The sequence below is a fragment of the Pseudozobellia sp. WGM2 genome, from assembly GCF_017810075.1.
In the GTDB taxonomy this organism is placed as follows: domain Bacteria; phylum Bacteroidota; class Bacteroidia; order Flavobacteriales; family Flavobacteriaceae; genus JADNYK01.
Genome location: NZ_JADNYK010000008.1, coordinates 168,601 through 193,802 on the forward strand (window position 1 = coordinate 168,601; position 25,202 = coordinate 193,802).

20 protein-coding genes and 1 pseudogene are annotated in these 25,202 nt (G+C 38.3%); 16 read left to right on the forward strand and 5 right to left on the reverse strand.

Annotated elements, in window-relative coordinates:
• The first annotated feature begins 52 nt into the window (after positions 1 to 52).
• From IV512_RS17065 to IV512_RS17100, 8 genes are all read left to right on the forward strand, one after another.
• Positions 53 to 1,492 carry an ATP-dependent RecD-like DNA helicase gene (locus IV512_RS17065; RefSeq protein ID WP_209405547.1) on the forward strand — a complete coding sequence of 480 codons (1,440 nt, stop codon included), beginning with the start codon at positions 53 to 55 and terminating at the stop codon, positions 1,490 to 1,492.
• Between the two features lie 126 nt (positions 1,493 to 1,618).
• A complete protein-coding gene (locus IV512_RS17070; RefSeq protein WP_209405614.1) occupies positions 1,619 to 2,191 on the forward strand; it encodes a DUF4126 domain-containing protein in 573 nt (190 codons plus the stop codon).
• A 94-nt stretch (positions 2,192 to 2,285) separates the two neighbouring features.
• Positions 2,286 to 2,999, forward strand: coding sequence for a 3-deoxy-manno-octulosonate cytidylyltransferase (kdsB, locus tag IV512_RS17075; protein ID WP_209405616.1), 714 nt, complete (start codon positions 2,286 to 2,288; stop codon positions 2,997 to 2,999).
• Positions 2,990 to 3,691 (forward strand): HAD family hydrolase, encoded by a 702-nt coding sequence (locus IV512_RS17080; RefSeq protein ID WP_209405549.1) that lies wholly within the window; start codon positions 2,990 to 2,992, stop codon positions 3,689 to 3,691. Before kdsB ends, IV512_RS17080 begins: the two co-directional genes overlap by 10 nt.
• A 60-nt stretch (positions 3,692 to 3,751) precedes the next feature.
• Complete coding sequence (locus IV512_RS17085; RefSeq protein ID WP_209405551.1) at positions 3,752 to 4,879, forward strand: iron-containing alcohol dehydrogenase family protein; 1,128 nt, start codon at positions 3,752 to 3,754, stop codon at positions 4,877 to 4,879.
• A gap of 63 nt (positions 4,880 to 4,942) precedes the next feature.
• Positions 4,943 to 5,473 (forward strand): 1-acyl-sn-glycerol-3-phosphate acyltransferase, encoded by a 531-nt coding sequence (locus IV512_RS17090; protein ID WP_209405553.1) that lies wholly within the window; start codon positions 4,943 to 4,945, stop codon positions 5,471 to 5,473.
• A 398-nt stretch (positions 5,474 to 5,871) separates the two neighbouring features.
• Positions 5,872 to 10,443, forward strand: coding sequence for a malectin domain-containing carbohydrate-binding protein (locus IV512_RS17095; protein ID WP_209405555.1), 4,572 nt, complete (start codon positions 5,872 to 5,874; stop codon positions 10,441 to 10,443).
• 145 nt (positions 10,444 to 10,588) lie between these two features.
• On the forward strand, positions 10,589 to 11,623 hold the full coding sequence (locus IV512_RS17100; RefSeq protein WP_209405557.1) for a hypothetical protein: 1,035 nt from the start codon (positions 10,589 to 10,591) through the stop codon (positions 11,621 to 11,623).
• 142 nt (positions 11,624 to 11,765) lie between these two features.
• Here the strand turns inward: IV512_RS17100 and IV512_RS17105 are convergent, their stop codons facing one another.
• Entirely contained in the window at positions 11,766 to 12,731 is a 966-nt protein-coding gene (locus IV512_RS17105; RefSeq protein WP_209405559.1) for a bile acid:sodium symporter family protein, read from the reverse strand.
• Positions 12,732 to 15,130: 2,399 nt separating this feature from the next.
• On the opposite strand from IV512_RS17105, the gene IV512_RS17110 reads away from it, so the two are divergent.
• From IV512_RS17110 to IV512_RS17120, 3 genes are all read left to right on the forward strand, one after another.
• Complete coding sequence (locus IV512_RS17110; protein ID WP_209405561.1) at positions 15,131 to 15,616, forward strand: hypothetical protein; 486 nt, start codon at positions 15,131 to 15,133, stop codon at positions 15,614 to 15,616.
• A gap of 241 nt (positions 15,617 to 15,857) precedes the next feature.
• Positions 15,858 to 16,556 carry an Abi-alpha family protein gene (locus tag IV512_RS17115; protein ID WP_209405563.1) on the forward strand — a complete coding sequence of 233 codons (699 nt, stop codon included), beginning with the start codon at positions 15,858 to 15,860 and terminating at the stop codon, positions 16,554 to 16,556.
• An 86-nt stretch (positions 16,557 to 16,642) separates the two neighbouring features.
• Entirely contained in the window at positions 16,643 to 17,923 is a 1,281-nt protein-coding gene (locus IV512_RS17120; RefSeq protein ID WP_209405565.1) for an alpha/beta hydrolase-fold protein, read from the forward strand.
• A 416-nt stretch (positions 17,924 to 18,339) separates the two neighbouring features.
• On the opposite strand, the gene IV512_RS19925 is transcribed toward IV512_RS17120, so the two are convergent.
• Together IV512_RS19925 and IV512_RS20000 are read right to left on the reverse strand one after the other, a co-directional pair.
• The gene (locus IV512_RS19925) at positions 18,340 to 21,045 is read right to left on the reverse strand and encodes an outer membrane beta-barrel protein (protein WP_245224905.1); all 2,706 of its coding nucleotides are present in this window, start codon (positions 21,043 to 21,045) and stop codon (positions 18,340 to 18,342) included.
• An 89-nt stretch (positions 21,046 to 21,134) separates the two neighbouring features.
• A pseudogene (locus tag IV512_RS20000) lies at positions 21,135 to 21,365 on the reverse strand (transposase).
• Here IV512_RS20000 and IV512_RS20085 point away from each other — a divergent pair.
• The 4 genes from IV512_RS20085 to IV512_RS20090 all read left to right on the forward strand — a co-directional run bounded on the left by IV512_RS20085 (position 21,261) and on the right by IV512_RS20090 (position 22,785).
• Positions 21,261 to 21,746, forward strand: a complete 486-nt coding sequence (locus tag IV512_RS20085; RefSeq protein ID WP_371743314.1) for a hypothetical protein — start codon at positions 21,261 to 21,263, stop codon at positions 21,744 to 21,746. The pseudogene IV512_RS20000 and the gene IV512_RS20085 sit on opposite strands and share 105 nt — an antisense overlap.
• 141 nt (positions 21,747 to 21,887) lie before the next feature.
• Complete coding sequence (locus IV512_RS17145; protein ID WP_209405567.1) at positions 21,888 to 22,331, forward strand: hypothetical protein; 444 nt, start codon at positions 21,888 to 21,890, stop codon at positions 22,329 to 22,331.
• A 14-nt stretch (positions 22,332 to 22,345) separates the two neighbouring features.
• A complete protein-coding gene (locus IV512_RS17150; protein ID WP_209405569.1) occupies positions 22,346 to 22,582 on the forward strand; it encodes a hypothetical protein in 237 nt (78 codons plus the stop codon).
• Positions 22,576 to 22,785 carry a transposase gene (locus tag IV512_RS20090; RefSeq protein ID WP_209405571.1) on the forward strand — a complete coding sequence of 70 codons (210 nt, stop codon included), beginning with the start codon at positions 22,576 to 22,578 and terminating at the stop codon, positions 22,783 to 22,785. The genes IV512_RS17150 and IV512_RS20090 overlap by 7 nt, the downstream gene beginning before the upstream one ends.
• Positions 22,786 to 23,423: 638 nt before the next feature.
• Here the strand turns inward: IV512_RS20090 and IV512_RS20095 are convergent.
• Complete coding sequence (locus tag IV512_RS20095) at positions 23,424 to 23,924, reverse strand: transposase (RefSeq protein WP_209405573.1); 501 nt, start codon at positions 23,922 to 23,924, stop codon at positions 23,424 to 23,426.
• Complete coding sequence (locus IV512_RS17165; protein WP_209405575.1) at positions 23,903 to 24,097, reverse strand: hypothetical protein; 195 nt, start codon at positions 24,095 to 24,097, stop codon at positions 23,903 to 23,905. Before IV512_RS17165 ends, IV512_RS20095 begins: the two co-directional genes overlap by 22 nt.
• A gap of 248 nt (positions 24,098 to 24,345) precedes the next feature.
• Between IV512_RS17165 and IV512_RS17170 the strand changes: the two genes are divergently transcribed.
• The gene (locus IV512_RS17170) at positions 24,346 to 25,200 is read left to right on the forward strand and encodes a LuxR C-terminal-related transcriptional regulator (protein ID WP_209405577.1); all 855 of its coding nucleotides are present in this window, start codon (positions 24,346 to 24,348) and stop codon (positions 25,198 to 25,200) included.
• Positions 25,201 to 25,202: the final 2 nt, after the last annotated feature.

The following is a 25,202-nucleotide window of genomic DNA, read 5'->3' on the forward strand; positions in this document are numbered from 1 at the left end:
TTTTCAATCGTAAAAGTATTTCCCGTAAAAATCATGTTTATCTTTGAGCTCTATGGTCAGCCTTACAGACGCATCTTTTTACCGTTTATTAGTCGAGAAATTTCCTCATGAACCTACAATAAAACAATCTGCAGCCTTACAAAAGTTATCAACTTTCGTATTATCAAAAGATAGTGATACGGTCTTTATGTTGAAGGGCTTTGCGGGTACCGGCAAGACTACCTTAATCGGTACTTTGGTCAACACGCTTTGGAAAACCACACAAAAATCGGTTTTGATGGCCCCTACGGGAAGAGCGGCAAAAGTAATGTCTAACTACTCGAACACTCAAGCCTACACCATCCACAGAAAAATATATTTTCCTAAAAAGCAAGGTGCGGGTGGTATTAAATTCGTTCTGGCGCCGAATAAGCATAGAAATACCATTTTCATTGTTGATGAGGCATCTATGATACCTGATGCCCCGGCCGATTCTAAACTATTCGACAATGGGGCACTTTTAGATGATTTGTTGATGTATGTCTATTCAGGTCACAATTGTAAGTTGGTTTTAATCGGTGACACGGCCCAGCTTCCCCCTGTACACTTAGATTTGAGTCCGGCACTTGATTCGGACAAGTTATCGCTGAACTATAATAAAGAGGTAATAAAGTTAGAGTTGGATGAAGTGGTTCGACAAGCTGAGGATTCCGGAATTTTAGCCAATGCCACTTTGTTGAGAGAGCAAATTCAAGATAATTTTTTCGAAAACTTCAAGTTCAATGTAAGCCCTTTCAAAGATATTGTTAGGCTTATCGATGGGCATGAAATACAAGAGGCGATAGATACTTCGTACTCAGAAAACGGTAAAGAAGAAACGACCTTTATCGTACGTTCGAACAAAAGGGCCAATTTATATAATGAGAATATTCGCAGTCGAATTCTATTTCTTGAAAGTGATTTGGCGGTCGGGGATTATATGATGGTAGTGAAAAACAACTATTTCTGGCTCAAGCCGAATACAGAAGCTGGTTTTATCGCAAACGGAGATATTATCGAAGTCTTGGAAATTTTCAATATTAAAGAACTTTATGGCTTTCGGTTTGCGGAAGTCAAAGTGCAAATGGTAGATTACCCCAATCAAAAACCATTTGAGACCGTTTTGTTGCTAGATACTATAAAAGCGGTAACACCATCGTTGTCATACGAAGATGGTAATCGGCTGTATCAAGAAGTGATGAAAGACTATGCCAACGAAAAATCTAAATACAAGAAATTTCTAGGTGTGAAGAACAACAAATATTTTAATGCTTTACAGGTCAAGTTTTCATATGCCATAACTTGCCATAAGTCACAAGGTGGGCAATGGAATACGGTTTTTGTAGAGCAACCCTATTTACCCAACGGGGTCGATAAAGAGTATTTACGATGGTTATACACCGCCGTAACCCGGGCAAAGAAACAACTTTACCTTATTGGTTTTAAGAGTGATTTTTTTGTTGATACGGAATAAGTTAAATTCGTAATGTTAAGGGTGTCTTACAATTTTAAATGTTTTTGAAGTTAAGTAGAGACTCTAAATCGAACATGTTTGTTCGCTCTTGCGGCTTTTAAATATGTCATAAGTAGTATCGAGAAAATGACTTCAGAAACAATTATCAGTATTTTTTTAGGTGTAGGATTGGCCGCTTCGGTCGGTTTTCGGGTGTTTTTACCACTTTTCGCCCTTAGTCTAGCGGCTTATTTCGATATGTGGCAGCTTAATGACAGCTGGCAATGGATCGGTAGCTTGGCGGCAGTATTGACTTTAGGGGTTGCCACCCTTGTTGAAATCTTTGCATATTTTATTCCTTGGGTTGATAATCTTTTAGATAGTTTTGCCGTTCCTTTGGCGGCTATAGCGGGTACCGCGGTTATGGTATCTACCGTAGCTAATTTGGATCCTTTGGTAACATGGTCTTTGGCCATTATTGCTGGTGGAGGTACTGCAACCGCTATAAAAGGGGCGGGAGCAACAAGTCGAATGGCATCTACTGCCACTACGGGGGGGCTGGGCAACCCTATAGTTTCAACAGTAGAAACAGGTACGGCAATGGTTGTGACCGCTGCATCGATTTTTATGCCCATTCTGGCTGCTGTTTTGGTCATAGGTATTCTGGTCATAATTTTTAGAATTTACCGAAGATTGCGACCTAGGAACGATATGAAATGAAAAGTGTTAAATGAAATGTATACGGTTTAGAGGTTATCATACATTTCAGGTGAATAGAAATTAAAATTTATTTAAGATTTTGAAAATCATAGCTATGATTCCGGCCCGTTACGCGGCCTCTAGATTTCCTGCAAAACTAATGCAAGATTTATCGGGTAAACCGGTTATTCTCAGAACTTACGAAGCTGCTCTAAGAACTGAGCTTTTTGACGAGGTTTATGTGGTAACCGATAGCGATGTTATCTTTGATACCATAACGGCAGCTGGTGGTAAAGCTATTATGAGTATTAAGGAACACGATTGTGGCAGTGACCGAATTGCCGAGGCCGTTACCGATATGAATGTTGACATCATAGTAAACGTGCAAGGTGATGAACCTTTTACAAATAGGGAAAGCCTCAAAGGTGTGCTTGAAGTATTTCGTAATGACGATAAGCTTGAAATTGATTTGGCTTCATTAATGGTTCGCATTACAGATGATGAAGAAATCAAAAACCCAAATACGGTGAAGGTAATCGTAGACCACCGAAATTTTGCACTTTACTTTTCAAGATCACCAATACCTTATCCAAGAAATACAGAGTCTGATATTCTTTATTACAAACATAAAGGTATCTATGCTTTTCGTAAGAGTGCCTTGATGGATTTTCACCGTTTACCTATGTTACCGCTAGAGGCAACTGAGAAAATTGAGGCCATACGATATTTGGAATATGGTAAAAAAATTAAAATGGTCGAAACCAATGTCACAGGTATCGAAATCGATACGCCAGATGACCTAGAAAAGGCACAAAAAGCATGGAAGTAGATTATAGCACTATAAAGGTAATCGGTTTCGATGCCGATGATACCTTATGGGTAAACGAAACATATTTTAGAGATACGGAAGAGAGGTTTGCCAGTCTTTTAGAAGGGTACGAGACCAAAAATAAAATAGACCAAGAGCTCTTTAAAATGGAAATCAAGAACCTTGAACTTTATGGTTACGGTATCAAGGGCTTTGTACTCTCTATGGTAGAATCTGCACTTGAGCTTTCGAACAATCAAGTCTCACAGCAAACTATTGGTGAAATTTTAGACTTGGGAAAAAAGATGTTGCTTGAACCGGTTGAACTACTTGATGATGTGAAAACCGTTTTAGAGCAATTAAAAGATGATTATCGTTTAATCGTTTTGACAAAAGGCGATCTTTTAGACCAAGAACGAAAACTAGAAAAATCGGGTTTATCAGCATATTTTCATCACGTTGAAGTATTGAGCGACAAAAAGGAAGATAATTACAGTCAACTGCTCGAACATTTACAAATCGATGTCAAAGATTTTTTAATGATCGGTAATTCGTTGAAGTCTGATGTACTTCCTTTAATAAATATTGGCGCGCAGGCGGTACATGTTCCTTTTCATACAACTTGGCAGCACGAAGAAGTGAAGGTCGAAGAGAACAATTATCGTTATTTGAAAATTAGTAAACTCTCAGATATATTGGAATACCTGAAATAAGAGAGACAAGAAGTAGCATATCTTCTTTTTTTTAGAGGATAAAAATTATGATCATTGCATATGGAGTTTAATAAAGATTTGGGAATACAGCAAGTTGCTTTCACCGAGAAAACGAACTATAAGAACTTTCCTATGGTGCCCCGCGTTATTTTTGGTAAAGGTAGTTTTGACCAATTGGGCGATATTTTGCTTCCCAAGAGAAAACATTCAGATGCACCTTTTATTTTTTTGGTCGACGATGTTTTCGAAGGAAAAGAGTTGGCCAACCGCATACCCTTACTTTTCAATGATCAGATTATATTCATTTCGGCAGATGAAGAGCCAAAAACCAGTCAGGTAGACGCGCTAGTAGAAATGATAAGAAAAGAATATAGTGAATTACCGTCGGGTATTGTCGGCATTGGTGGAGGAACCTTAATGGATCTCGCCAAAGCGGTTTCAATTTTATTGACTAACCGCGGCGGTTCTTCAGAATATCAGGGTTGGGACCTCGTCAATAAACCATCGGTTTACCATGTAGGTATTCCTACAATCAGCGGTACTGGGGCAGAAGTTTCGAGAACTACCGTTTTGTTGGGCCCAGAAAAAAAATTAGGAATCAACTCCGATTTCACCACTTTCGATCAAGTAGTCTTAGACCCAGATTTGACCCAAGGGGTATCAAAAGAACAGTGGTTTTACACGGGTATGGACTGCTTTATCCATTGTATAGAATCTCTGGACGGCACTTATTTGAACGCCTTTAGTCAAAGTTACGGCGAGAAGGCCCTCGAACTTTGCAAAGAGGTTTATCTTGGTGATATATCCGAAGAGGAGTCACGTGAGAAATTGATGATGGCTTCTTGGCATGGTGGTATGAGTATCGCCTACTCACAAGTAGGGGTGGCCCATGCCATGAGTTATGGTCTGGGTTATGTATTGGGGGTAAGGCACGGTATAGGTAATTGCTTGGTTTTTCAACACCTTCAAGAGTTTTACCCTGAAGGTGTAGCCCTATTTAAAGAGATGCAGAACAAACATGGAATCATTATGCCAAAGGGAATATGTTCAAACTTGAGCGATGAGCAATTTGATATCATGGTTTCGGTATCATTGGCAATGGGACCGCTATGGGAAAATGCCTTGGGAACGTCTTGGCGTGAAATTATTACTGCGGAAAAGCTACAGGCAATTTACAGGAAAATTTAAACCCTGTTTTAATCTTATCGGAATACACCCTAATATCACCTAATCAATTTAAGAATCTGAACTGTGCAAAAACTGGCCCATTTAATTTTTAATAATATTCTGGGCTGGAAAATGGTGGGAGAATTTCCTGCACATTTGAACAAGTTTGTTATTGCGGTAGTGCCTCATACCAGTTATGCAGATTTTTTTTTAGGCGTACTCGTTCGTGCCGTTTGGAGCGAACCCATTAATTGGATAGGGAAAAGTAGTTTGTTCAAACCTCCATTCGGATGGTTTTTTAGGTGGATGGGCGGTGCACCGATTGATCGCAGCAAAAAGAACGATACTGTGACTGCCACGGCCAAAATATTTGAAGAAAGGGATTTGTTCCGACTGACTATTGCGCCTGAAGGAACCCGAAAGAAGGTAGCCCAATGGAAAACTGGGTTTTATTATATTGCCAAGACGGCACAAGTTCCGATTGTGCTCGTAGCTTTCGATTATGGCAAAAAACAGATTAAAATTTCTGAACCATTTTTTCCTACAGATAATAAAGAACTAGACTTTGAGCTTTATGAAAAGTTTTTTGAAGGGGTAGAGGGCTTCTATAAATAACTTTTCCTTTTGTACTGCGAAACAAAAGCATCTTTATTTTCTATTAAGAAAATCTGTCTTTTAAGTTTACCCTATTCTTTTATTTTCCAATCTGCGATATAGTATAAGTTTCTTGTGATGATTTGAAACCATATATCCATTGAAAGTTCTCTGTATGTATGCCAAAATGAGTATTTCAATTTTTTCAAATTTTCAAATTTATATTAGCAGTAGATATTACTTAGTTGCTTAGTATAATGTGTGTTGCCTTCTTCGATTGATTAAAGTAAGCCTTGGGTAGAATTATGATTTTTTCTCATTAGGTCGAATATATTTGTTGTTTACCTGAGCAATAATGGGTGTCGGAATTTGAACGTTTATTTTGCTCTATCAATACTATTCAACCAAATTAACACTACATGAAAAAAGTTCTACTTTTCTTTGTATTTCTATCGTTTTCGTTCAGTTCACTTCTAGCACAAAATTCAAATTCTTATAGTGATTTTGCACTGAGAATTAATAGTGGGGGAAGTGAATCAAACTATTCCGGATTATCGTATTCAAATGATTTCGGATATGATTCGGGCAGTACTTTAAGACGATCACAAACCGGCTTACCGGAACCTTACCAGAGTTTTAGATACAGCCGAAGTCAGCAAATGGGCTATGACATTCCTTTAGAAGATGGCGAGTACACCGTAAATTTACATTTTGCAGAACTCTGGTTCGGTGCAACAGGTGGAGGCTCCGGTGGGGTAGGTAGCAGAGTTTTTGATGTCAATATTGAGGGTGTTTTGGTTGAAAACAACCTTGACGTATTTGCCGAAGTAGGAGCAGAAAATATATTGGTGAAATCATACTCGGTAATAGTTAGTGATGGTAAATTGAATATTGATTTTGATTCCAGAAATGAGGTAGGAGGTGAAAGACATCCAATAATTAATGCTATTGAAATATTAGGCATAGAAGAAGATGATGAAGAAAATATGCGCCCATTTATCACCACATGGAAAACGGATAATCCCGGAAGTTCATCTGACAATCAAATAATGATTCCCACTAACCCCAATGAACATTATTTTTATAGTGTTAGTTGGGGAGATGGCACAACAGACGATGGTGTTACTGGTGATATTACGCACACCTATGCTCAACAGGGCACGTATCAAGTAGCTATTTCAGGCAATTTCCCATCGATTACTTTTGGCATGTCGGGTATTGGCGATAGAGACAAGATAATTGATATTGTACAATGGGGAGATATTACTTGGCAAACTTTTGAATCATCATTCTTAGGGTGTAGAAATATGAGTATTAGCGCTGTTGATTCACCAAATTTATCCCAGGTTAAATCTTTGAATAAAGCTTTTTACAGAGCAGCGTCTCTTCCTAACAATGGACATTTCACAAATTGGGATGTTTCGAACATTGAAGATATGTCCGAACTTTTTTCAGAAACTTCATTTAACCAAGATATAAGTAATTGGGACATTGGCAAAGTTAAAACTACTTACGCAATGTTTTATCAAACCCCATTTAACCAATATATAGGTAATTGGGATACTTCAAGTTTAGAGTACATGCGCCAAATGTTTATGGGTTCTCAGTTCAATCAATATATTGGCAATTGGGATGTTTCGAAGGTTCGTAATTTTGAACAAATGTTTACTCGAACACCTTTTAATCAAAATATCGGAGGTTGGGATATGAGCTCGGCTACTGATATCCGGTCAATGTTTCAGAATACACCTTTTAATCAAGATATAGGTAATTGGGATGTAGGTAAAGTTGAAAGAATGGCATACTTGTTCGAAAATGCGAGTAGTTTTAACCAAGATATTGGTTCGTGGAATGTTGCGAACGTCAAATATGCACAGGGAATGTTTCGCGATGCAATTTCATTTAATCAAGATTTATCCAATTGGAATACACAAAGTCTGATAATTGCCCAACAGATGTTTAAAGGAAGTAATTCTTTCAATCAAGATTTGGGCTCTTGGAATATTGAGAACGTTACCGATATGAGAGATATGTTCACCGGCATAACCTTATCTCTAAATAACTATGACAGTATCTTAAATAATTGGTCAAGCCAAAATGTACAAAGTTCGGTTGAATTTGGTGGTGGAAATAGCCAATATTGCGAATCTCAAGAGGCAAGGCAAAGTTTGAAAGATAATCTTGGTTGGGTCCTTGTTGACGGTGGGAAAATTGATGATTGCGATTTAAGCAATCCGAATGTCGACTTTGCTCTCCGTTTTAATACAGGCGGGGATCATGTTGTTAACGATGGAGATAATTTTCTGGCGGACAATAATTTTGTCGGGAGTTCCAACGTCCTTAAAAGACCGCAAACCGGCTTACCAGAGCCTTACCAGAGTTTTAGATACAGCCGAAGTCAGCAAATGGGCTATGACATTCCTTTAGAAGATGGCGAGTACACCGTAAATCTTTATTTCGCAGAACTCTGGTTCGGAGCAACAGGTGGAGGCTCCGGTGGGGTAGGTAGCAGAGTTTTTGATGTCAAAATTGAAAATGAACTTAGAGAAGATAACTTAGATGTATTTGCTGAGGTTGGGGCAGAAACCGTTCTTTCTAAAAGGTATACGGTAACCGTTTCTGATGGTGTTCTCGATATTGATTTTTCTGCTTTAGAAGAGGACGGTGGCAATAGACACCCAATTCTTAATGCTATTGAGATTTTAGGGCAGCAAGTTCAAACGGAAGAACTGGCTTTGGAAGCTATACCAAATTTAACAAACGACATTAATAGTGAAATAGATTTGAACATAATAGTTTCAGGTGGAAACCCGAATGAAGGTTTCGTATTTGCAATTTCCGGTCAACCTGATGGCCTAACTATCGACCCTTCATCCGGTAGGCTATCGGGAATAATAGATGAAGCTGCTACCCGAGGTGGTGAAAATAAGAATGGAATTCATGATGTGAAAATTACCGTTTCTCAACAGGGGTCTGCAGATGTTTCGACATTCTTTAGTTGGACTATTACTAACCCTTCTTGTGAATGGACGGAATTGGCCGACTCAAACATAGAGCGGTTTGAAGGAGTCAGTCAAAAAATTGGGAATAAATTATATGTTTTAGGAGGTTTCAAAACAGGAATAAAAGTTGTTCCTGAAACTGAAATTTACAATGTTGATACCAATGAATGGCAAATTGGCGCATCTATGCCCTTACCGGTCACCCATACTGCTGCGGTTGCTACCGGTGATGAAATTTGGCTCGTTGGTGGTTTTGCCGGTGATAACCCTGGAGTGGCGACTGATTTGGTACAAATTTATAATGTACTTACCGATACTTGGAGAATGGGCCCAAAATTGCCAAGGGAAATGGGTTCTGGGGCTGTGGCTCTTTTGGGGAATAAAATTTATCATTTTGGTGGACTTTTACCTGATAGAAAAACCGTTGTGGGGGATCATATGGTTTTAGATTTAACCAATGAAGAAAATGGTTGGTCAAATCTTAAACCTATGCCTGAGCCTCGAAATCACCATAGTGGTATTGCGTTGAACGGGCTTGTTTATGCCATAGGTGGACAGGTAGGGCATGACGGACCGCGTTATGACACTAAATTTGTTCATGCATATAATCCGGAAACTGATGAATGGACTCGTCTGACAGACTTGGCCAGACCTAGGTCACATTTTAAGGGAGCGACCACATGGCACAACGGAAAAATTATTATAACGGGTGGAGTTGAGAATGGTGAAGTAATCGGTGATATTTCTGAATATGACTCAAAAACTAACCAGTGGAAAGAGATTTGTAAACTTCCGGGAAATGGTTTGGAAGAAGCGGCTGTTCAATCTTTTGATGACCATCTCATTGTGGCGGGTGGTAGACCTATAACCCACAGTAATACGATTATAGATCAAACTATTTCTATGCCCTTATCAACCAATTTAATGTTGGCTCCTATGGCCAGTGCCGGGCCAGATTTAGATGTTAACCTTTCTCAGAATAATATTGTGATACAAGGGGCAGGTAACGATCCAGATGGGGGCTTTGTGGTTTATCAATGGTCACAAATTAGCGGGCCAAATAGCGCAATTCTTAATGGGTCGAGAAGTAACGAATTGAATGTTTCTGGCTTAACAATAGGTTCATATGTTTTTAGAGTTACGGTAATGGATGATGAAAACGATATGGCCTTTGATACCGTCACTGTAAATGTGAGTGGCGAAGATGATTTTGTCCTTAATGTCAATGCGGGTGGAGATACTGCTTCTTATGATAATAAAGAGTTTATAGAAGATACTTACTATTCAACAGGTAGCACATTATACAGACCACAAACAGGTCTCCCAGAACCTTATAGTACTTTTAGATATAGTCGCTCACAGCAAATGAGTTACGATATCCCTCTGGAAAATGGCGAGTATGACGTTAACCTCTATTTTGCCGAACTCTGGTTTGGTGCCACCGGTGGAGGTTCTGGTGGAGCGGGAAAACGTGTTTTTGATGTAAGCATCGAGGGTAATTTGGCCGAAGATAATCTTGATATTTATGCTGAGGTAGGTGCGGAGGCCATTCTGGTCAAGAGTCATACGGTTGTTGTTTCCGACGGGGTTTTAAATATAGGTTTTGATTCGCGTGATGCTGTTGGTGGTAAACGTCATCCAATAATTAATGCGATTGAAATAAAGGGTACATCAAATTCAAGTTCGGCAAAAGAGAATAACAGTAAGACCCAACCAACAAACTTTATGGCAAAGGTCAATGAAATGAATCTTTACCCGAACCAGGCTTCAGAAATAGTTTACATCTATTTTAATCAAGAGACTACGGTATCGTCCATAGCTATATATGATATGTCTGGACGTTTACTTGAATCCTTTCAACCTAACTCGAACAAATTGGGTGATGCATATGCCATAGATGTATCCCTTTATCCGAAAGGGCAGTATTTGATAAAGACTTTGGATCGAAATGGTAAGTCTTATACCGAAATTCTAATGGTTCAGCACTGATAAATAACCAACCAAGATTAAGAAAGAGGCCCTTTGGCCTCTTTTTTCGTTTCTGAGGTTCGATAAAATGCTCTTTTTTTTAACATATTTTTTAAAACCTACACAGTGAACCTTCGTAGATATGGGCAAATAAAAACACAATACAATGATTAAAAATTTTTTGAAATTCGGATATATTGTTGCCCTAGGTTCAATACTTATGGTTTCATGTGATAGCGATGATGACGACGTAAATGATATGGAAGAGCCTGTAATGGAATCTGCAAAATTATTTGCATCGAACAATAGTGATGGTAACGTAACGGTTTATGACATGGTCAGCGGAGAGGTGAGTACTCTGACTACTGCTTCTGCTGCAGCAGAAGGAATTTATTATTACGATGATACTGATGAAATTATTCAAGCTTCTAGATCTTCGAATCAATTGAATGTATTCGCTGATATTTCTAGTTTGGTTTTAAATGCAACGATTTCTGCAACTGTTTCCAGTTCTGCACATTTAGAAAGTCCCAGGGATATCGCCGTTAAAGACGATATTATCGTGGTTGCCGATAATGCTGATGTTGACGGAAATGAAGATACTGCTGATGGCCGCCTTTTTATATATACACGAAGTAATGGCGAGATTTCTTTAAGAAATGTGGTTACAACTGAATTCGCCCTTTGGGGAATTGAATTTGTAGGTGATGATTTATATGCCGTAGTCGATAAGACCAACGAATTGGCCGTGTTTACAAGCTTTACTGCTTCAAATACAGCTGATGCTACTGTGAGTGCTTCAAAGAGAGTGGCAATTGAAGGTATCGTAAGAACACATGGTTTGGCCTATGATAATGGCACTATGATCTTGACCGATGTGGGTGATGCAGCTTCTGATTCTGATGGTGCATTTCATATTGTAGCCGATTTCGATTCAAAATTTAATAGTGTTGCAGATGGTGGTACGATGGCCATGGCCAATAACCAAGTGAGGGTTGCCGGTTCTGGTACTTTCTTGGGTAATCCGGTTTCTGCAGAATATGATGCGGTTTCCAATACGGTATTTATCGCTGAGGCTGCTAATGGTGGAGGACGTGTATTGACGTATTCAAATGCTAATGCGGGTGGTGATATCGCTCCATCGACCAACAGTACTTTGTCAAAAGCTTCATCACTATATTTTTATAGCGCTGCGCAATAAAATAATTTATTAGGTTGTTTTAGGTTTTTAGTTAGTAGTTAAAAAGCGACCCAGGGGTGGGTCGCTTTTTTATTGGTGAAAAGTGTTCAAAGATGCTTGGATCACTCCATTCTTGCCAAATTTTTCTTGAGACTTAAAATGGCTATTGAAATCTATTTTTGTATTTGGTAGCTATAGCACTAATTATTATAATCTGGGTGATGTGAAAAAGCATTATTGGTAGAAGAATAATGCCCTGTATAGCCATTTTTCCGAATAAAATTTTGGAAAATACGGTACCATGAACCAAAGACTTTTTGGTGCCGCAAAATTGAGCTGTAACTCGGTCTTCGATAGAAAACCCTAGTGCTTTAGAAACTTGTCTCATCATCAGGTAAATCAACAAAAACAGTACAAGTACCCCGGTGAAAATCAGCATTAGGTCAAGGGTTGACACACTGCCGAACAAGTTGTCATTAAAAGATTTGGTAAAGCTTTTGTAAATGATCAGAAGGATTATAGCCTTGTCGAAAATGGCAATCTTATTTGAGTTTTTTTGAACAATTTCTCCAAAGAACCGTTGCAAAGCAATTCCAACAAATACGGGAAGAAGTACCTGAATTACTAGACTAAGGTAAATTTCCGTTAAGTTAAAATCCAGTTCTGTATTGTCTATAAAAAGCCCCATCCATAATGGAGTGACCAGAATACCGATTATGCCAGATATACTGGCATTAAAAATGGCTGCCGGAATGTTGCCCTTTGCCAATGAGACCATAACCACGCTAGAGCTCACAGTAGATGGTAAGGCGGCCAGAAAAAAGAAGGCGAGCCAGAAGGTTTGCTGCTCTTCGGTATGTACTAAAGGTCTAAATAGGAGTACCACTAAGGGGAATAGAATAAAAGTGGCGCACTGTATTATTAAATGCAACTTCAGGTTGCCCAAACCTTCTTTTAATTTTGATGGACTGAGTTTAAGTCCGTAAAAAAAGAAGATAAGTGCAATACCAACGGAACTTATCGTATTGAGAACGGTTAACACATTTCCGGAACCTAAAGCAGGAAAGAAATAAGCTAGAACTATGACCAGTATAATGGCCAGAACGAAATAATCTATTTTAACTCTCATCACTTAATACCTTGCGAGAATTGTTGTTTGATGAATTTGCATATTAGGGCAAAGAGATTTATTCTATATATTACTACTAAAAAAGGCCGCAAATGCGACCTTTAATATTTTATGTGTAATGAGGCTACTCTTGCATAGAGTGATACACGTTCTGTACATCGTCATAACTAATTTAGTTTTAATATTTTCAGTAATTTATAAATGACCTAAGTATAATTAGTTCGTTATTTGTTCGGTTTTAACAAATATACTCAAAATAAGGCACCTAGTAATTAGAAAAAACGAAGACTGAAAATGAATCTTCGGGGTTATGAGCCATGGGGTCAATATGGCATATTTCCATTATATGTAATTTAAAATCAAATACTTGCCACTAAGGGTATATAATTTGAGACTAATAAGGACTAATAAAAACCTACTTATTGTACCTATTCCGTACCCATTATAAAATAAATTTCGTAGTTTGTGAGTATCCAAAAAAACAATTCCAATGGCCGCAATCAAAATAGTCCGTCGTAAGAACAAAGTCAAAGGAAAAAGGTATCAAAAGGCCTTTTTTGAAGTAGCAGCTGCATGTTAAAGAGAAATATGACAGTGAAGTCTTTTCTGTTGCCAAGTCAGAGCTTTCGATACTCTATAACGTAGAAGAGTTTCCAAATTTGAAAAAGTCGGTAAATAAGGATACAGTGATTAAGGATATAAAGAAAAGAAGATTAGAAAGAATTAGTCGAGTCAGAAAATCGGAGTATTCAATATTGGACGCGATAAAATATTTTAAGAAAAAGAAGTTTTTATATTTTTTAAAGGAGCTAAATTTGAAATCGCCTATGTTTATTGAGCATAATTCTACCAAAATGTCATCGAATCCCATTCACTTGGGAATGCTTCAATGTATAAATGATATATCGCTTTCCATGAACACCCAATTGGACAAATCGGTCGATCAGAGTAAGATTAACTTCCTTGACAAGGCGAGGAAGAAGAATCGGGGAATAATCTAAATCTCTAAAATATACTAATCCAGAGATTAAAGATTTAGTTGCTTTAAAATAGATGCTTAATTGAAAGTTTTCAATGGTTTTAGTTAATTCTTTCGAAAAAAAAAATCGATGTATGAAGCTATTTTTTGCATTTATCGTGGACAGCAGTGTCAAGTGATTTGTTAAAAATCAAACCCCAGTGTAAAAACGATCCTCCTACTGCCGGAATTATTGAGTTATCCAATTACTAGTAAAGATCTTGTATAATTTGAAGAATGTTAGGTTTTTCTATTTGTATTAACTTTTTTTGTAGATAGGGAAGGCTTCTACATCTAAAACAAATTTTATCCTAACTACTTCAATCCCCATACATTGAAAAAGCTCTTTCTGAGAACATCCAGGGCCTCAGTAGGGGCATAGCCATACTTATTCACTACAATATTTGATTATGTGCCTAATTTATTGGACAATCCGCATATTCTATATGTGAGAGGCCGACATGAACTAAAAATACATCAAAGACTACAAAAGATGAAATTGAATTCTCTTCTACCTTTTAGTACAAGCCGTTCGTTAATGGAACCACCTTTAGCAGATAGAGTTCAAACATCTTGAAGGAGGAAATTGAAATTTTTATCAAAGAATCATTTCACATAAAAGATGATTTATATTGAAGGGTCAACGGTTTTTATTTAGAATAAATGGAACAAGAGCCCCCCAAAGTGATCATATTTTTAGGGAAGGCTACATTTTTAGGGAAGGCTACATATTTAGAAAAATAAAAAGCAACTAACAATTCAAGCCCTTCCCTTTGTTTTATATTTCTGAGCATCTTCCCAAACAAGGAAGCCTTCTCTATTTTTGAAACCAAAGCTATCAATCCTAAAATATTTGAGCCAGCGATTTCTATTGATGAATAATATCTTTTAGATCAAAATAATGACGAACGAGTCTTCACGATAATAGATGATTTATGGTCAATCCCTTTCGATGAAGGAGCTAGAAAGAATAATTTTCCAAAAGAACTATGAATACTTACCCTTTTGAGGGAAGCCTTCAAAAAGGGTAAGACTAAAGAGGGGAGGGGTGAGAATTTCATCCGTGGACTTTTCTAACAATCAATTCCCGTTCCTGAGGAAGTTAAAAACCCTTCGTCTTCAAGTTGGCCTAGCGGATGACCTTCGCTCGTCCGCTCTGGCCATCCGTTCAACTCCGGTTTTTAACCCCCTCGGAACCGCGCACAAAAGCATGAAGGGCTGAAAAATGCCCTTCATGCATTTACCTTCCCCCAGCGCAGTTTGTTTTGTATTTTTCTGTATCTTATATTGGCCATTTATCTGACGACATCTAAAGGATTTGAGGTGAACATTACAGATATAGAATTTAATCCGCTATCCATAGTGATATAATGCAGTCCCGATGAAAGTAAACCCACTTATTTTGCTTGTCCTTTCCTTATTTTTGTTTTTTTCGTGCAATTCGGATGATGATGCCGTTTCCATTGAAGATAGAAATGCAGCATTATATGGCCAGTGGGAATATGAAGCGATTATGTCGGATACGGCCGTGGACATCAATGGAGACGGAACCGTAAACATCGATCTGTGTAATACAAATGATATTCGCCAATGTTTAAAAGACGACATAATGTTCTTTTCGGCAAGGGACGAAGGAGAAAAGAATGTATATACCATTAACGAAAACGGATTGAGCTGTGGGGAAGTACCTGCATTCAATAATTTAGGAGAGGATAGATACGAACTGATCAACAATGAAATCCTGCGTTTCGATAACCGAAACGATATGCGAATCGTTGAATTCAAGCAAAACAGATTGGTACTCGAACAGGACGATTTTCAGGACGGCCAGAATATTGTCATCACCTATACCTACAAAAGGAGCTAAAACCCATACGTAAGTAGTATAAACCCATGGCCAATCTTATCTGCATATCCTAATTTTGGTCAATAGAATCTATAAGCTGGTTTTTGAAATCCAACCTGAAAATTGAAAAATCCCCGTTAATTACTTTATACTCGTGCAGCCTTCCCAAAAAATGTAGCCTTCCCCTTTTCTACAAATGATAATTCAGAAGTAGTAACTTAGTGGAAAGTTCAATAAACGTTTACTAATCAAAATAGATGGAATGGAAATAATTTCGAGCCTCAGGGGTTTAATCGATATTCCCAAGGATATAATATCAAAAAGTGAAAAACTATTAAAAGTACTTTTTGGAGAATCGCTCAAAGAAACAGGTTTCTTTATTTCCGATCATATCAAGTATTATAGATTTAAGAATCAAACAGAAATATTTTGCAAGGCGAGTGGACTACTGGAAAAGAATAAAATTAACGCCAAGCCAATAAGCTTGAAATATTTGGTTCCGCTAATCGATTTAAGTTCATTGGAAGAAGATGAAAAAATTCAATCTAAATGGGCTAACATGATTGCCAATTTAGCTTCCTACAATTCTGAAGCACTTTTCAATAAGAATTGTATCGAACTATTGAATAAACTCTCTCCGGAAGAAATATATTTACTTGATGACATGTACAGAACTTTTAACGCTAAATGCGGAGAAGCTGTGGAAGTTAGAAACGATATACTACAGCTAAAGGAAGATTTCAATATTTATTCTAATGATGTCTTGTTTGACCCATTTGAACTCGCCAACGAGGTTAAAATTCCTGAATATATGATGAAACTCTATATTGAAAATTTAGTTTCTTTTGGACTTTTGCAATTTGAAGAATTAGATATTGACTCAAATGAATTAATTAAATCTTATAACGTTTACCTGACATACTTAGGTCTTTATTTCATAAGATTATGTAGGTATTACTAGCAATAAGGTCATGAACTTTTATTTTCAAATAAAGTTCAAAAAACGATGATAATTGTAGTGAGAATCGATATTAAACAAATGCCACCATGAAAAATTATTTAGTGCTTATAATAGCAGCATTCACATTTTTAAATTGCCAGCAAAAAGAGAGTAATAGAACTCTTGAAAAACCGGCAAATCAAATAGTGATTGGTCAGATCGACAGTCTTTATTCAGGCATATTAGATGAATCACGTGAAGTATGGGTATATATTCCAGAAAGTGCAAAAGAAAGCTCACCAAATAAAATGAAATACCCTGTTTTATATTTATTAGATGGACCAAGACATTTTTATTCTATGACAGGAATGATCAGACAATTAAGTACTGCAAATGGAAATATGCTAGTACCTGAAATGATTATTGTTGCTATCCCGAATACAAATAGATCATTGGATTTAACTCCTTCGCATGTGGATGTTGATTTCATATCAGGCGATAGTATTCCATATTTGTCAGGTGGAGGCAACAAGTTTCTTGACTTCATGGAGTATGAATTGATTCCGCATATAGAAAAAACGTATCCAGTATCTAATTATAGAACCTTTGTTGGTCATTCTTTTGGGGGTTTAAGCGTTATTAACGCACTAGTGAACAGACAACACCTTTTTAATAATTATGTTGCAATAGACCCAAGTCTATGGTGGGATAATCAAGCGTTTTTGAATGTTGCCGATTCTCTCTTGTCGGCAAATAAATTTCAAGGAAAAGCATTGTACGTAGGGGTAGCAAATACATTAGAAGCTGGCATGACTATTGAAAAAATCCAAAGTGATACCATAACCCCCACAATTTTAACCGTTCATCTCAAATCTATTTTACAATTTGTAAATGACCTTGAAGCAAAAGAAACAAATGGTTTGAAGTTTGCTTGGAAATACTATGAAAATGATGACCATGGTAGTGTACCGCTTATCACAGAGTATGATGCGTTACGTTTTTTTTTTCCTTGGTATGAACTAAATGGGATTAGTGATTTTTTTTCAGCCAAATCTACTTTAACAACTCAAGACTTGACCAATTTGATTAGTTCTCATTATGAAAACATTTCGAACCATTTCGGATATAAAGTAATCCCTCCAGAAGAACTTATTAATTCATACGGAAATAGCTTCTTATATAATGATATGCCTGAAAAATCATATGCGTTATTTAATATGAATATTGAAAATTATCCAAATAGCCCCGAGCCTTTAGATGCCATGGGAGATTATTACTTATCTCAATCTGATACAATTAATGCAATTAAACAATTCAAAATGGCACTAGAAATAAGCCATAATCCTATGGCAAAAGAGAAAATCGAAAAATTGGAAAGTGCTAAATGATATAGTATTAAACAAATATCACCAAAGTTTAAATAAACGAAGCCAATTGCACTTTAGGTGTTGTTTCAGCTATTTGAAGAACAGCTCTACCTGCCTCGGTTCTTATAAAGTTCAGTAACCTGCAGGACTGAGATATGAGTAGTATTGGTCAAAAACACAAACTCTCGTTGTTGTAGTTCATCCCAGAATCTAACAAGCCGCAGTGGCTCAGGACAGTACTGCTTTGGGTAAAATCCAGTCAACCCGATCCTCAGATCTGAAAGCACGTTTCGGGGCAATCTGTGTTTCCACTTGATGGATTTTATACAGCACCCCTCAAAGTTATTATAGGCTCGATCAAATATATATTAAGGCCCTGATTTGTAGCCGTTCCTAAAATAGAACAGCTTAAAATTAGAATTTTCTAACATAATAAATTAATTTATGATCTCATTCTTATCGTATTGATTTCCTTGTTTGGTTTTTGATTTTGGATTAAAACGATAGCTTAAGGATAAATTTATTTGACGCACTCTTCGCTGCAACTCCAAATCACGAGTAAAATCGCTCCCGAAAGTGGTAACCTTCCGAATATTGGAATTGAGTACATCTATAATATTAATTGTTAAAGAACCATTGCCCTTAAATATGTCATAGTTCAGTCCCAAATTCATTGAGTAAATTGCTTTTCTTTGATATTGACCAGTCTCGATCGGACCTCTATAGTTATTTTGCCATTGGAGTTTTAATGTTTCCGATAGGTTAATAGTATGATTTAAACGGCCATAAATCAATATCCCCTTGCCATCGAAGCTGGCACCCCTAACGTTCCCGATTTGGGTAAAGCCATTAAAAGTACTTTCAAAATAAATATCCCACCAATTTGTAGGCTTACAGGAAATTCCAAGTTCAAGGCCATATGTAGTATAGGTTCCAATATTGGTAAGAGTAGAGGCAAATACTTCACGTGGCTCACCATTTATGGTAATAATCTGTCTTTCGACAAAGAATTCAACTTCATCTTCCGTATGCCTAGAATATAAAGTTGGTGTTATGCTTAATGAACTGGAAATTTTATAAGAGTATCCAAGCTCTCCTCCATATGTATAAGAAGGATTTATATCTGGATTGCCGACAAAGATATTCCTTTCGTCGGTATAGCTCGAAAAAGGTAAATATATAAAGTTTGAAGGCCTTCGAATACGCCTTGAAAAAGAAAGGCGATACTCCTCATCATTATTGGGGTTGTAGTTTATAAAAGCAGACGGAAACCAATCTGTAAAATTCTTATCAATTTCAATAGTTTCGTTCTCTGAGTTCAATTTTATATCGGTGAGTTCTGAACGTAACGATAATTGATAGGCTATCTTTTCATATTTTTTGCCGAATTGTATGTAGAAGCCATTTATAGTTTCTTGAAATTCTGTATTGTTTGTAAATTCGGGAATAGGAACAAATTCAGCACCTACTCCGGTAACTACATCAAAGACGTTCTCCACTTTTCTAAAAGAGCCAAGATAACCAAATTCTATTTTATGATTTCCCTTGATAGGAAGCTCGTAATCCCCTGAAAGCATAAGTCTGCGGTTCTTTTCATTCCTAATCGTTCTATCCCTATTTAAGAATGCTATTTCAGGAAAAGTGGAATTCTCCGTTATTTCAGAATTCTCGTCACTTTTGGTGAATTGCCCGTTAATTCCAAAATTAATTACCTGTCCAATGGTATCCAAAGGAATAGCATAGTTCAAATCTCCTTGAAAGAAATCGTTCTTCTCTGTTTCATCTTCCAAACGTTCTGAACTTTCAAATAACGATTGGTCCTCAAAGTCATTATAATAAATGTAATTGTCATTATTAGCACTTGCCTTGCGATAGGTTATCGACCCTGAGAGTGTTTGATTTTCGGAAATATCGTATGAGCCACCAATGTTGATTAGGCCGTACAACTGTTTTCGAATGCGGTCTGAATTCTGAAAAGTAAAATCAGGTACTGCATTAAAATTATTCAAACTCACACTATTCTTGCCGATAGGCTCTGAATAACCAATTCCGGTATTGATAAACCAATTACTTGTTTTGTTCGAACCACTAAAGTTTAAGTTGCTCCCTGCGTTTAGACGATATCCCCCAAAAATCTCCACACTGCCATTAAGCGGTTTGTCTTTCCCTTTTTTCATTATAATATTGATTATTCCTGAAGAACCTTGCGCAACATATTTTCCACTTGGATTAGTAATAACTTCAATTTTATCGATGCTGCTAGCCGGTATTGATCTTAAGAGATCGCCGGAAGATGTAAGTCCACTTGGTTTCCCATTAAGAAGGATTATAATATCGGAACTACCTCTTAAGCTTAAGGTACCTGTGGCATCGGTTTGAATAGATGGAACATTCTGAATCACATCGGAGAGAGTACCACCTTTGGAAAAAAGGTCGCGGGTTACATTGTATATTTTCTTGTCAAGATTAAGCTTATATGCACTATTTCTATTCTTTATGACAACTTCGTCCAATGAAACTGACTTTAAAACGATTTCGCCGAAATCGTGTGTTTTACCAACACTACTAAGATCAGCAGTTAGAACTGTTGACTGAAGGCCTACAATAGTTATCTCTATGGTATATGAATCCTTGGTCAGTTCGATTGAGAACACACCATCTTCATCGCTCAAAACCCCAAAAACCTTATCTTCTAAAGTATCACTTTTAAAAACTACACTTGCATAGGGTAATGTGGAGTTAAACTCATCCAGTACTTTTCCTTGAACTTTAGTTTTTTGGGAAAATACAACGTAGAATGATAACATAAATAAGAATACGAAAAAAGAGGATTTCATGTAAGAATAATTTTCAGTGTCGTAAGTTATATATATTAAATTTGAGAAACAACTTAAAAAAATTGAGTTTGAATAAAAAAGACAGAGCTGAACGGTTCTTACCAGACCGAATTTGAGCGATGGCTTTTTAGGAAGGAAACAGTACGCCACAAGGCCCGATACAAGGTTCACGATGAAATTGATAAGGCTTCTATGTCTTGAATACTCCACTTGGCATTCGTTCTCCAGTACGTAGTTCACCGTCTCGATAAGGGAACGCTTTCTCAAAAGTGCCTTGTCGCTTACTGTCATCAGGCAATTCTTCATATTGTTCCTTATTAGGGTCACGAGGTGTATCCGTCGACGAAAAGGGTCCCCATGAGTTCCTTTCCGATGTAGCCCTTGTCGGAATATAGCTAACTGAAGATCTTTTTCAGGAAGTTCCCCTGTTTCAAAGGGTCACGGTCGTCAACGTTTCCCTGTGTGATGGAGAAGTCCAGAATTTCGCCCAATTCGTTTATTATGATTTACAGCCTGAAGCCGTGGAAACATCCCATTGTGGACTTCCCGGTGGCGGCCGTACCGTCGAAGACCCTGTTCCTATTGATGCGTTTGTTCTTGCAGACCCTTATAGGGGCGGTATCCACGAAGGAGATTCCCGTGCGCTCGCACAAGCCGCAAGTCTTCAAAAAAAGGGTCATGGGCATCAGGCATCGTCCCATATGTTCCGTGAAGCTGTTGTAGGAGACCGTCATGGGGGAATCGCCCTTCATGTTCAGTTTGACCCTGTCAAGGTTAAAATTCTTGAAGGTGCGGTAGCTCCAAAGGTCGAAAAGCAATGTTATCGTTATCACCTCGGTCTTGGTCATAACGGGCGGGCGTTTGGAGGGGTTGTCCAACAGATTATTCTCGACAAAAAAGGTCATATTCCTTGCAGAATTTTCGAAAAGACAGAAAATTTCCGGAATTTCAACGTTGTCTATCACAGGTGGGTTTTTAGTTTATTTAATTGTATGTCAGTACTTTAAATGACTAAAATCTCATCTTTTTTTGAAATGTTTTTATACTGTATTATTAATCGAGTTTGTATGTTTAAACGGTTGAAAGTCGAGAGATATTTTCTTTAAGTTTAATTGTTGGAAGAGTTTAACCTAAAACATCTCTCGACTATGAAAATATTACAATTTACGGAAAAAATGGACTTTACGGGACAATCCATCTATGTTGGTATCGATGTACATAAGAAAAATTGGGGTGTCTGTATTCTAGTAGGACAATTGGAACACAAAGTATTCTCTCAACCACCAAGGCCTGAAGTTTTGGTAAATTACCTCTGCAGATACTTTCCCGGTCCTGATTATTATAGTTCTTATGAAGCTGGTTTCTGTGGCTTTTGGATTGACCGGGAGTTAAAGTGGTACGGGGTCAATAACTTGGAGGTGAACCCTTCGGATATTCCAACTTCGGACAAAGAAAAGAAACAGAAAAGTGATAAACGGGATGTCAGAAAGATTGCCAAAGAATTGGAGAGCGGGAATTTAAAAGGTATTTATTTTGCCAAAAAGGACCCACTGGAAGATTTTTTGCTGATCAGGACCCGTCAAAAATCATAGGTGGATATTAAAAGATGAAAAGCCGGATCAAATCACAATTTAACTTTTTTGGGGTTGTTATCCCTCAAGAAATGGACAGGCCTTATTGGAGCACAGGATTTCGTCGTTGGTTGCGCGGCAAATTGTTCGAGGGTTCGGGCCAAGTACTTGTAAACACACAATTAGAAGAACTGGAAAGTATCGAATACAAAAAAAGCGGATTGAAAAACAGATTGTTGTTCTGGCCAATCGGAAATATAAAAAGATGGTAGATCTATTACGTAGTATACCAGGAATTGGTCTATTGGAGGCAAAGATCTTAATCGTTGAATTAGTAGATATGGAACGTTTTGGGACAGTGGGCCTGATGCATAGTTTTCTGGGACTGACCCCGAGTGTATATGCTTCTGAGGACACGGGGATCATAAAGCGGCATAATTCCTTTTTAAGACCGATTTTGATACAGGCAGCTTAGGGGTCGGCCAAAATTGACCCTACCATGATGTTAGCCTACAACGGACTTTCAAAGGCTACGAAATCAAATAAGGCGATCATAAGGATAGCCAAGAAATTAAACAACAGGGTACTGTATGTCTGGAAAAACCAGCAACCCTATCAAAACCTATAACCTTTTTTAGTTGGGATGGCCGTTCACGTGAGTTACAGCACTCTCTTTTGAGAAAAGTCTGTCTAATCGAGTTTACGGCTCCCTTCCTACTTTCATAATACAAAAATGCAGCGGAAATAGTCTGTTGATAGAAGTCTGGGAAATAGGTTTATGTTAAAATATTTAAACAACCTATAAGCACCATCGTGTCTTTACTTTTAAGATTTTAGAAAATAACTTGGTTTTTACATATAAACTCAGGTTAAAACTTAGTTTGCTCAAGACCATGAGCCACGGTTGTCACCATTTGGCTATTTCGGAGTGACGAAGAATCATATCCGCGAGCAGGGGCCTGTCAATCAGACAACTATATTCGTTCTTTTCCTTATTGTAGGGGCAAACCGCCACACTGCAATGTTTGAGCTTTCTTGCCTTGTCCGGTTTCACCGATATAAGGGCATCCGGGTCACTGGGGCTATGGTGTGTTTGTTGCTGAGCAGGCGTGCCTACTTATGCGACGCTCTGACCAGGTATACCGGACTGTCCCTTGGGTTTTGGTGGTACTTCTCCCCGCGCTTCAGCTCATGTTCGGGAGCGAAGATCCGTGCGAGGGATGCTGTTCCCACTTGCTTTTTGGTAGTTTCCTGATTTTCATCCGACACTTTCTTCAAGTGACTCTCCATCGGGGTGGCAGGCATTTTCAGGACTACGCTTTTCATGGACACGTTCGCCTTTATCGGGGCCCAGTCTACCGCCTGTGTAGGTCCGGATACCATGCCGCTGTGGATGCACAGGGTGAATACCTTATTGAATAAGGTCACAAAAAGGGATTCCGGGTAAAGTTGTCTCGTCCAGCTTATCGTTGAATGCCATGGTAGCTGCTCGTCCAGGAGGTCGTAACCTAGAAAGTAGAGCACGTCCATTCGCATGCAGCAATATTCCACCAGTTTTCGGTCAGAGGTAATGTTCTCTAGGTATCCAGTGATTAACAGCTTGGAAAAGACCACGGGGTCGATATAGAAGGGTTGCCGGTCTTGTCATAGTGTTCTTTCGTATCCTTATGAAGAAATCCTAGGTCAAGCGTTTCGAGCAGTTTTCCGTAAAGATTTTCCTCTGGAACATGGTACGATAACTGGAAACTTAGGAAGAGTTTTTCGGTATAGTTATTTCTGCCTTGCATACCATTGATTTACGGATTTCCGCACATTGGAAAAGCAAAAATTGATATTTATCGGAGTGGTGCAACGGCCACGTTCGTTTTGTGCTAACGATTTCGGAGTCTTTGTGCCGTTGATTTCGGTCCGAACCGTGCCACTATTCTCGGTTCGATTTGTACCAGTTGATTTTGTGTTATGATTAAAGCGTATCGATTTTTGTCGCTTTGGGAAATCAAGTAATTACCTTATCGCGCTAACGCAAAAGCACGATATGGCCAACACCCTTGATCCAATGGATCTAAAACAAATTATGACTTTACATCTGGACGGTTACAGCAACCGTAGTATAGGTACCGCCCTGGGCATCTCCTGTAAAACGGTAAATACGTATATGGGTCTGTTCAAGGCTAGTGGTCATACCTTTAAGGAGCTACTCACTTTTGACAATGCCCGTTTAGAGGTGCTTTTCACCTCCCATACTACTATCGCCAACGATCGCTACGCTGGCCTGATTCGCTATTTCGAGGGGATGAATAAGGCGCGCAACCATCCCGGTTTCACTTTTCTCCATCATTATAACGAATATATCCAAGTGACAAAGGAGCCCTATGAGTATACCCTGTTCATGGAGCATTACCGACGCAAGTACTCGAAGATAAACGGTTTTATGAAACTGGAGCCCGAGGCTGGGAAAGAAATGTTCATTGACTATACGGGAAAGAAACTGCACATTGTGGAAAAAGGGCACGGGGGAAGTAGCTCCGTAGAGGTATTCGTAGTGATACTGCCCAATAGCCAGTATACCTTTGTGGATGCCTGTAACAGCCAAAGGCGCGAAGACCTGATCCCTTGCTGCAACAACGACTTTCATTTTTATGGGGGCGTACCCAAGGCCATCGTGTCGGTCAACCTGAGGTCGGCGGTCACAAGATCCAGCAGGTACGGAGCGCAAATCAACCGCGGCTTCAAGCACTTTGCACGCCATTACAACTGCGTAATCAACCTCGCTAAGGGCTATTCGCCACAGGACAAGCACTGGTGGAGAATGCCGTCCTTCTTGCTTACCAACGTATCCATCCCCCTTACGGCATTTTTATGGAAGGCTACAAATTTAGCGACGTCCTAAAA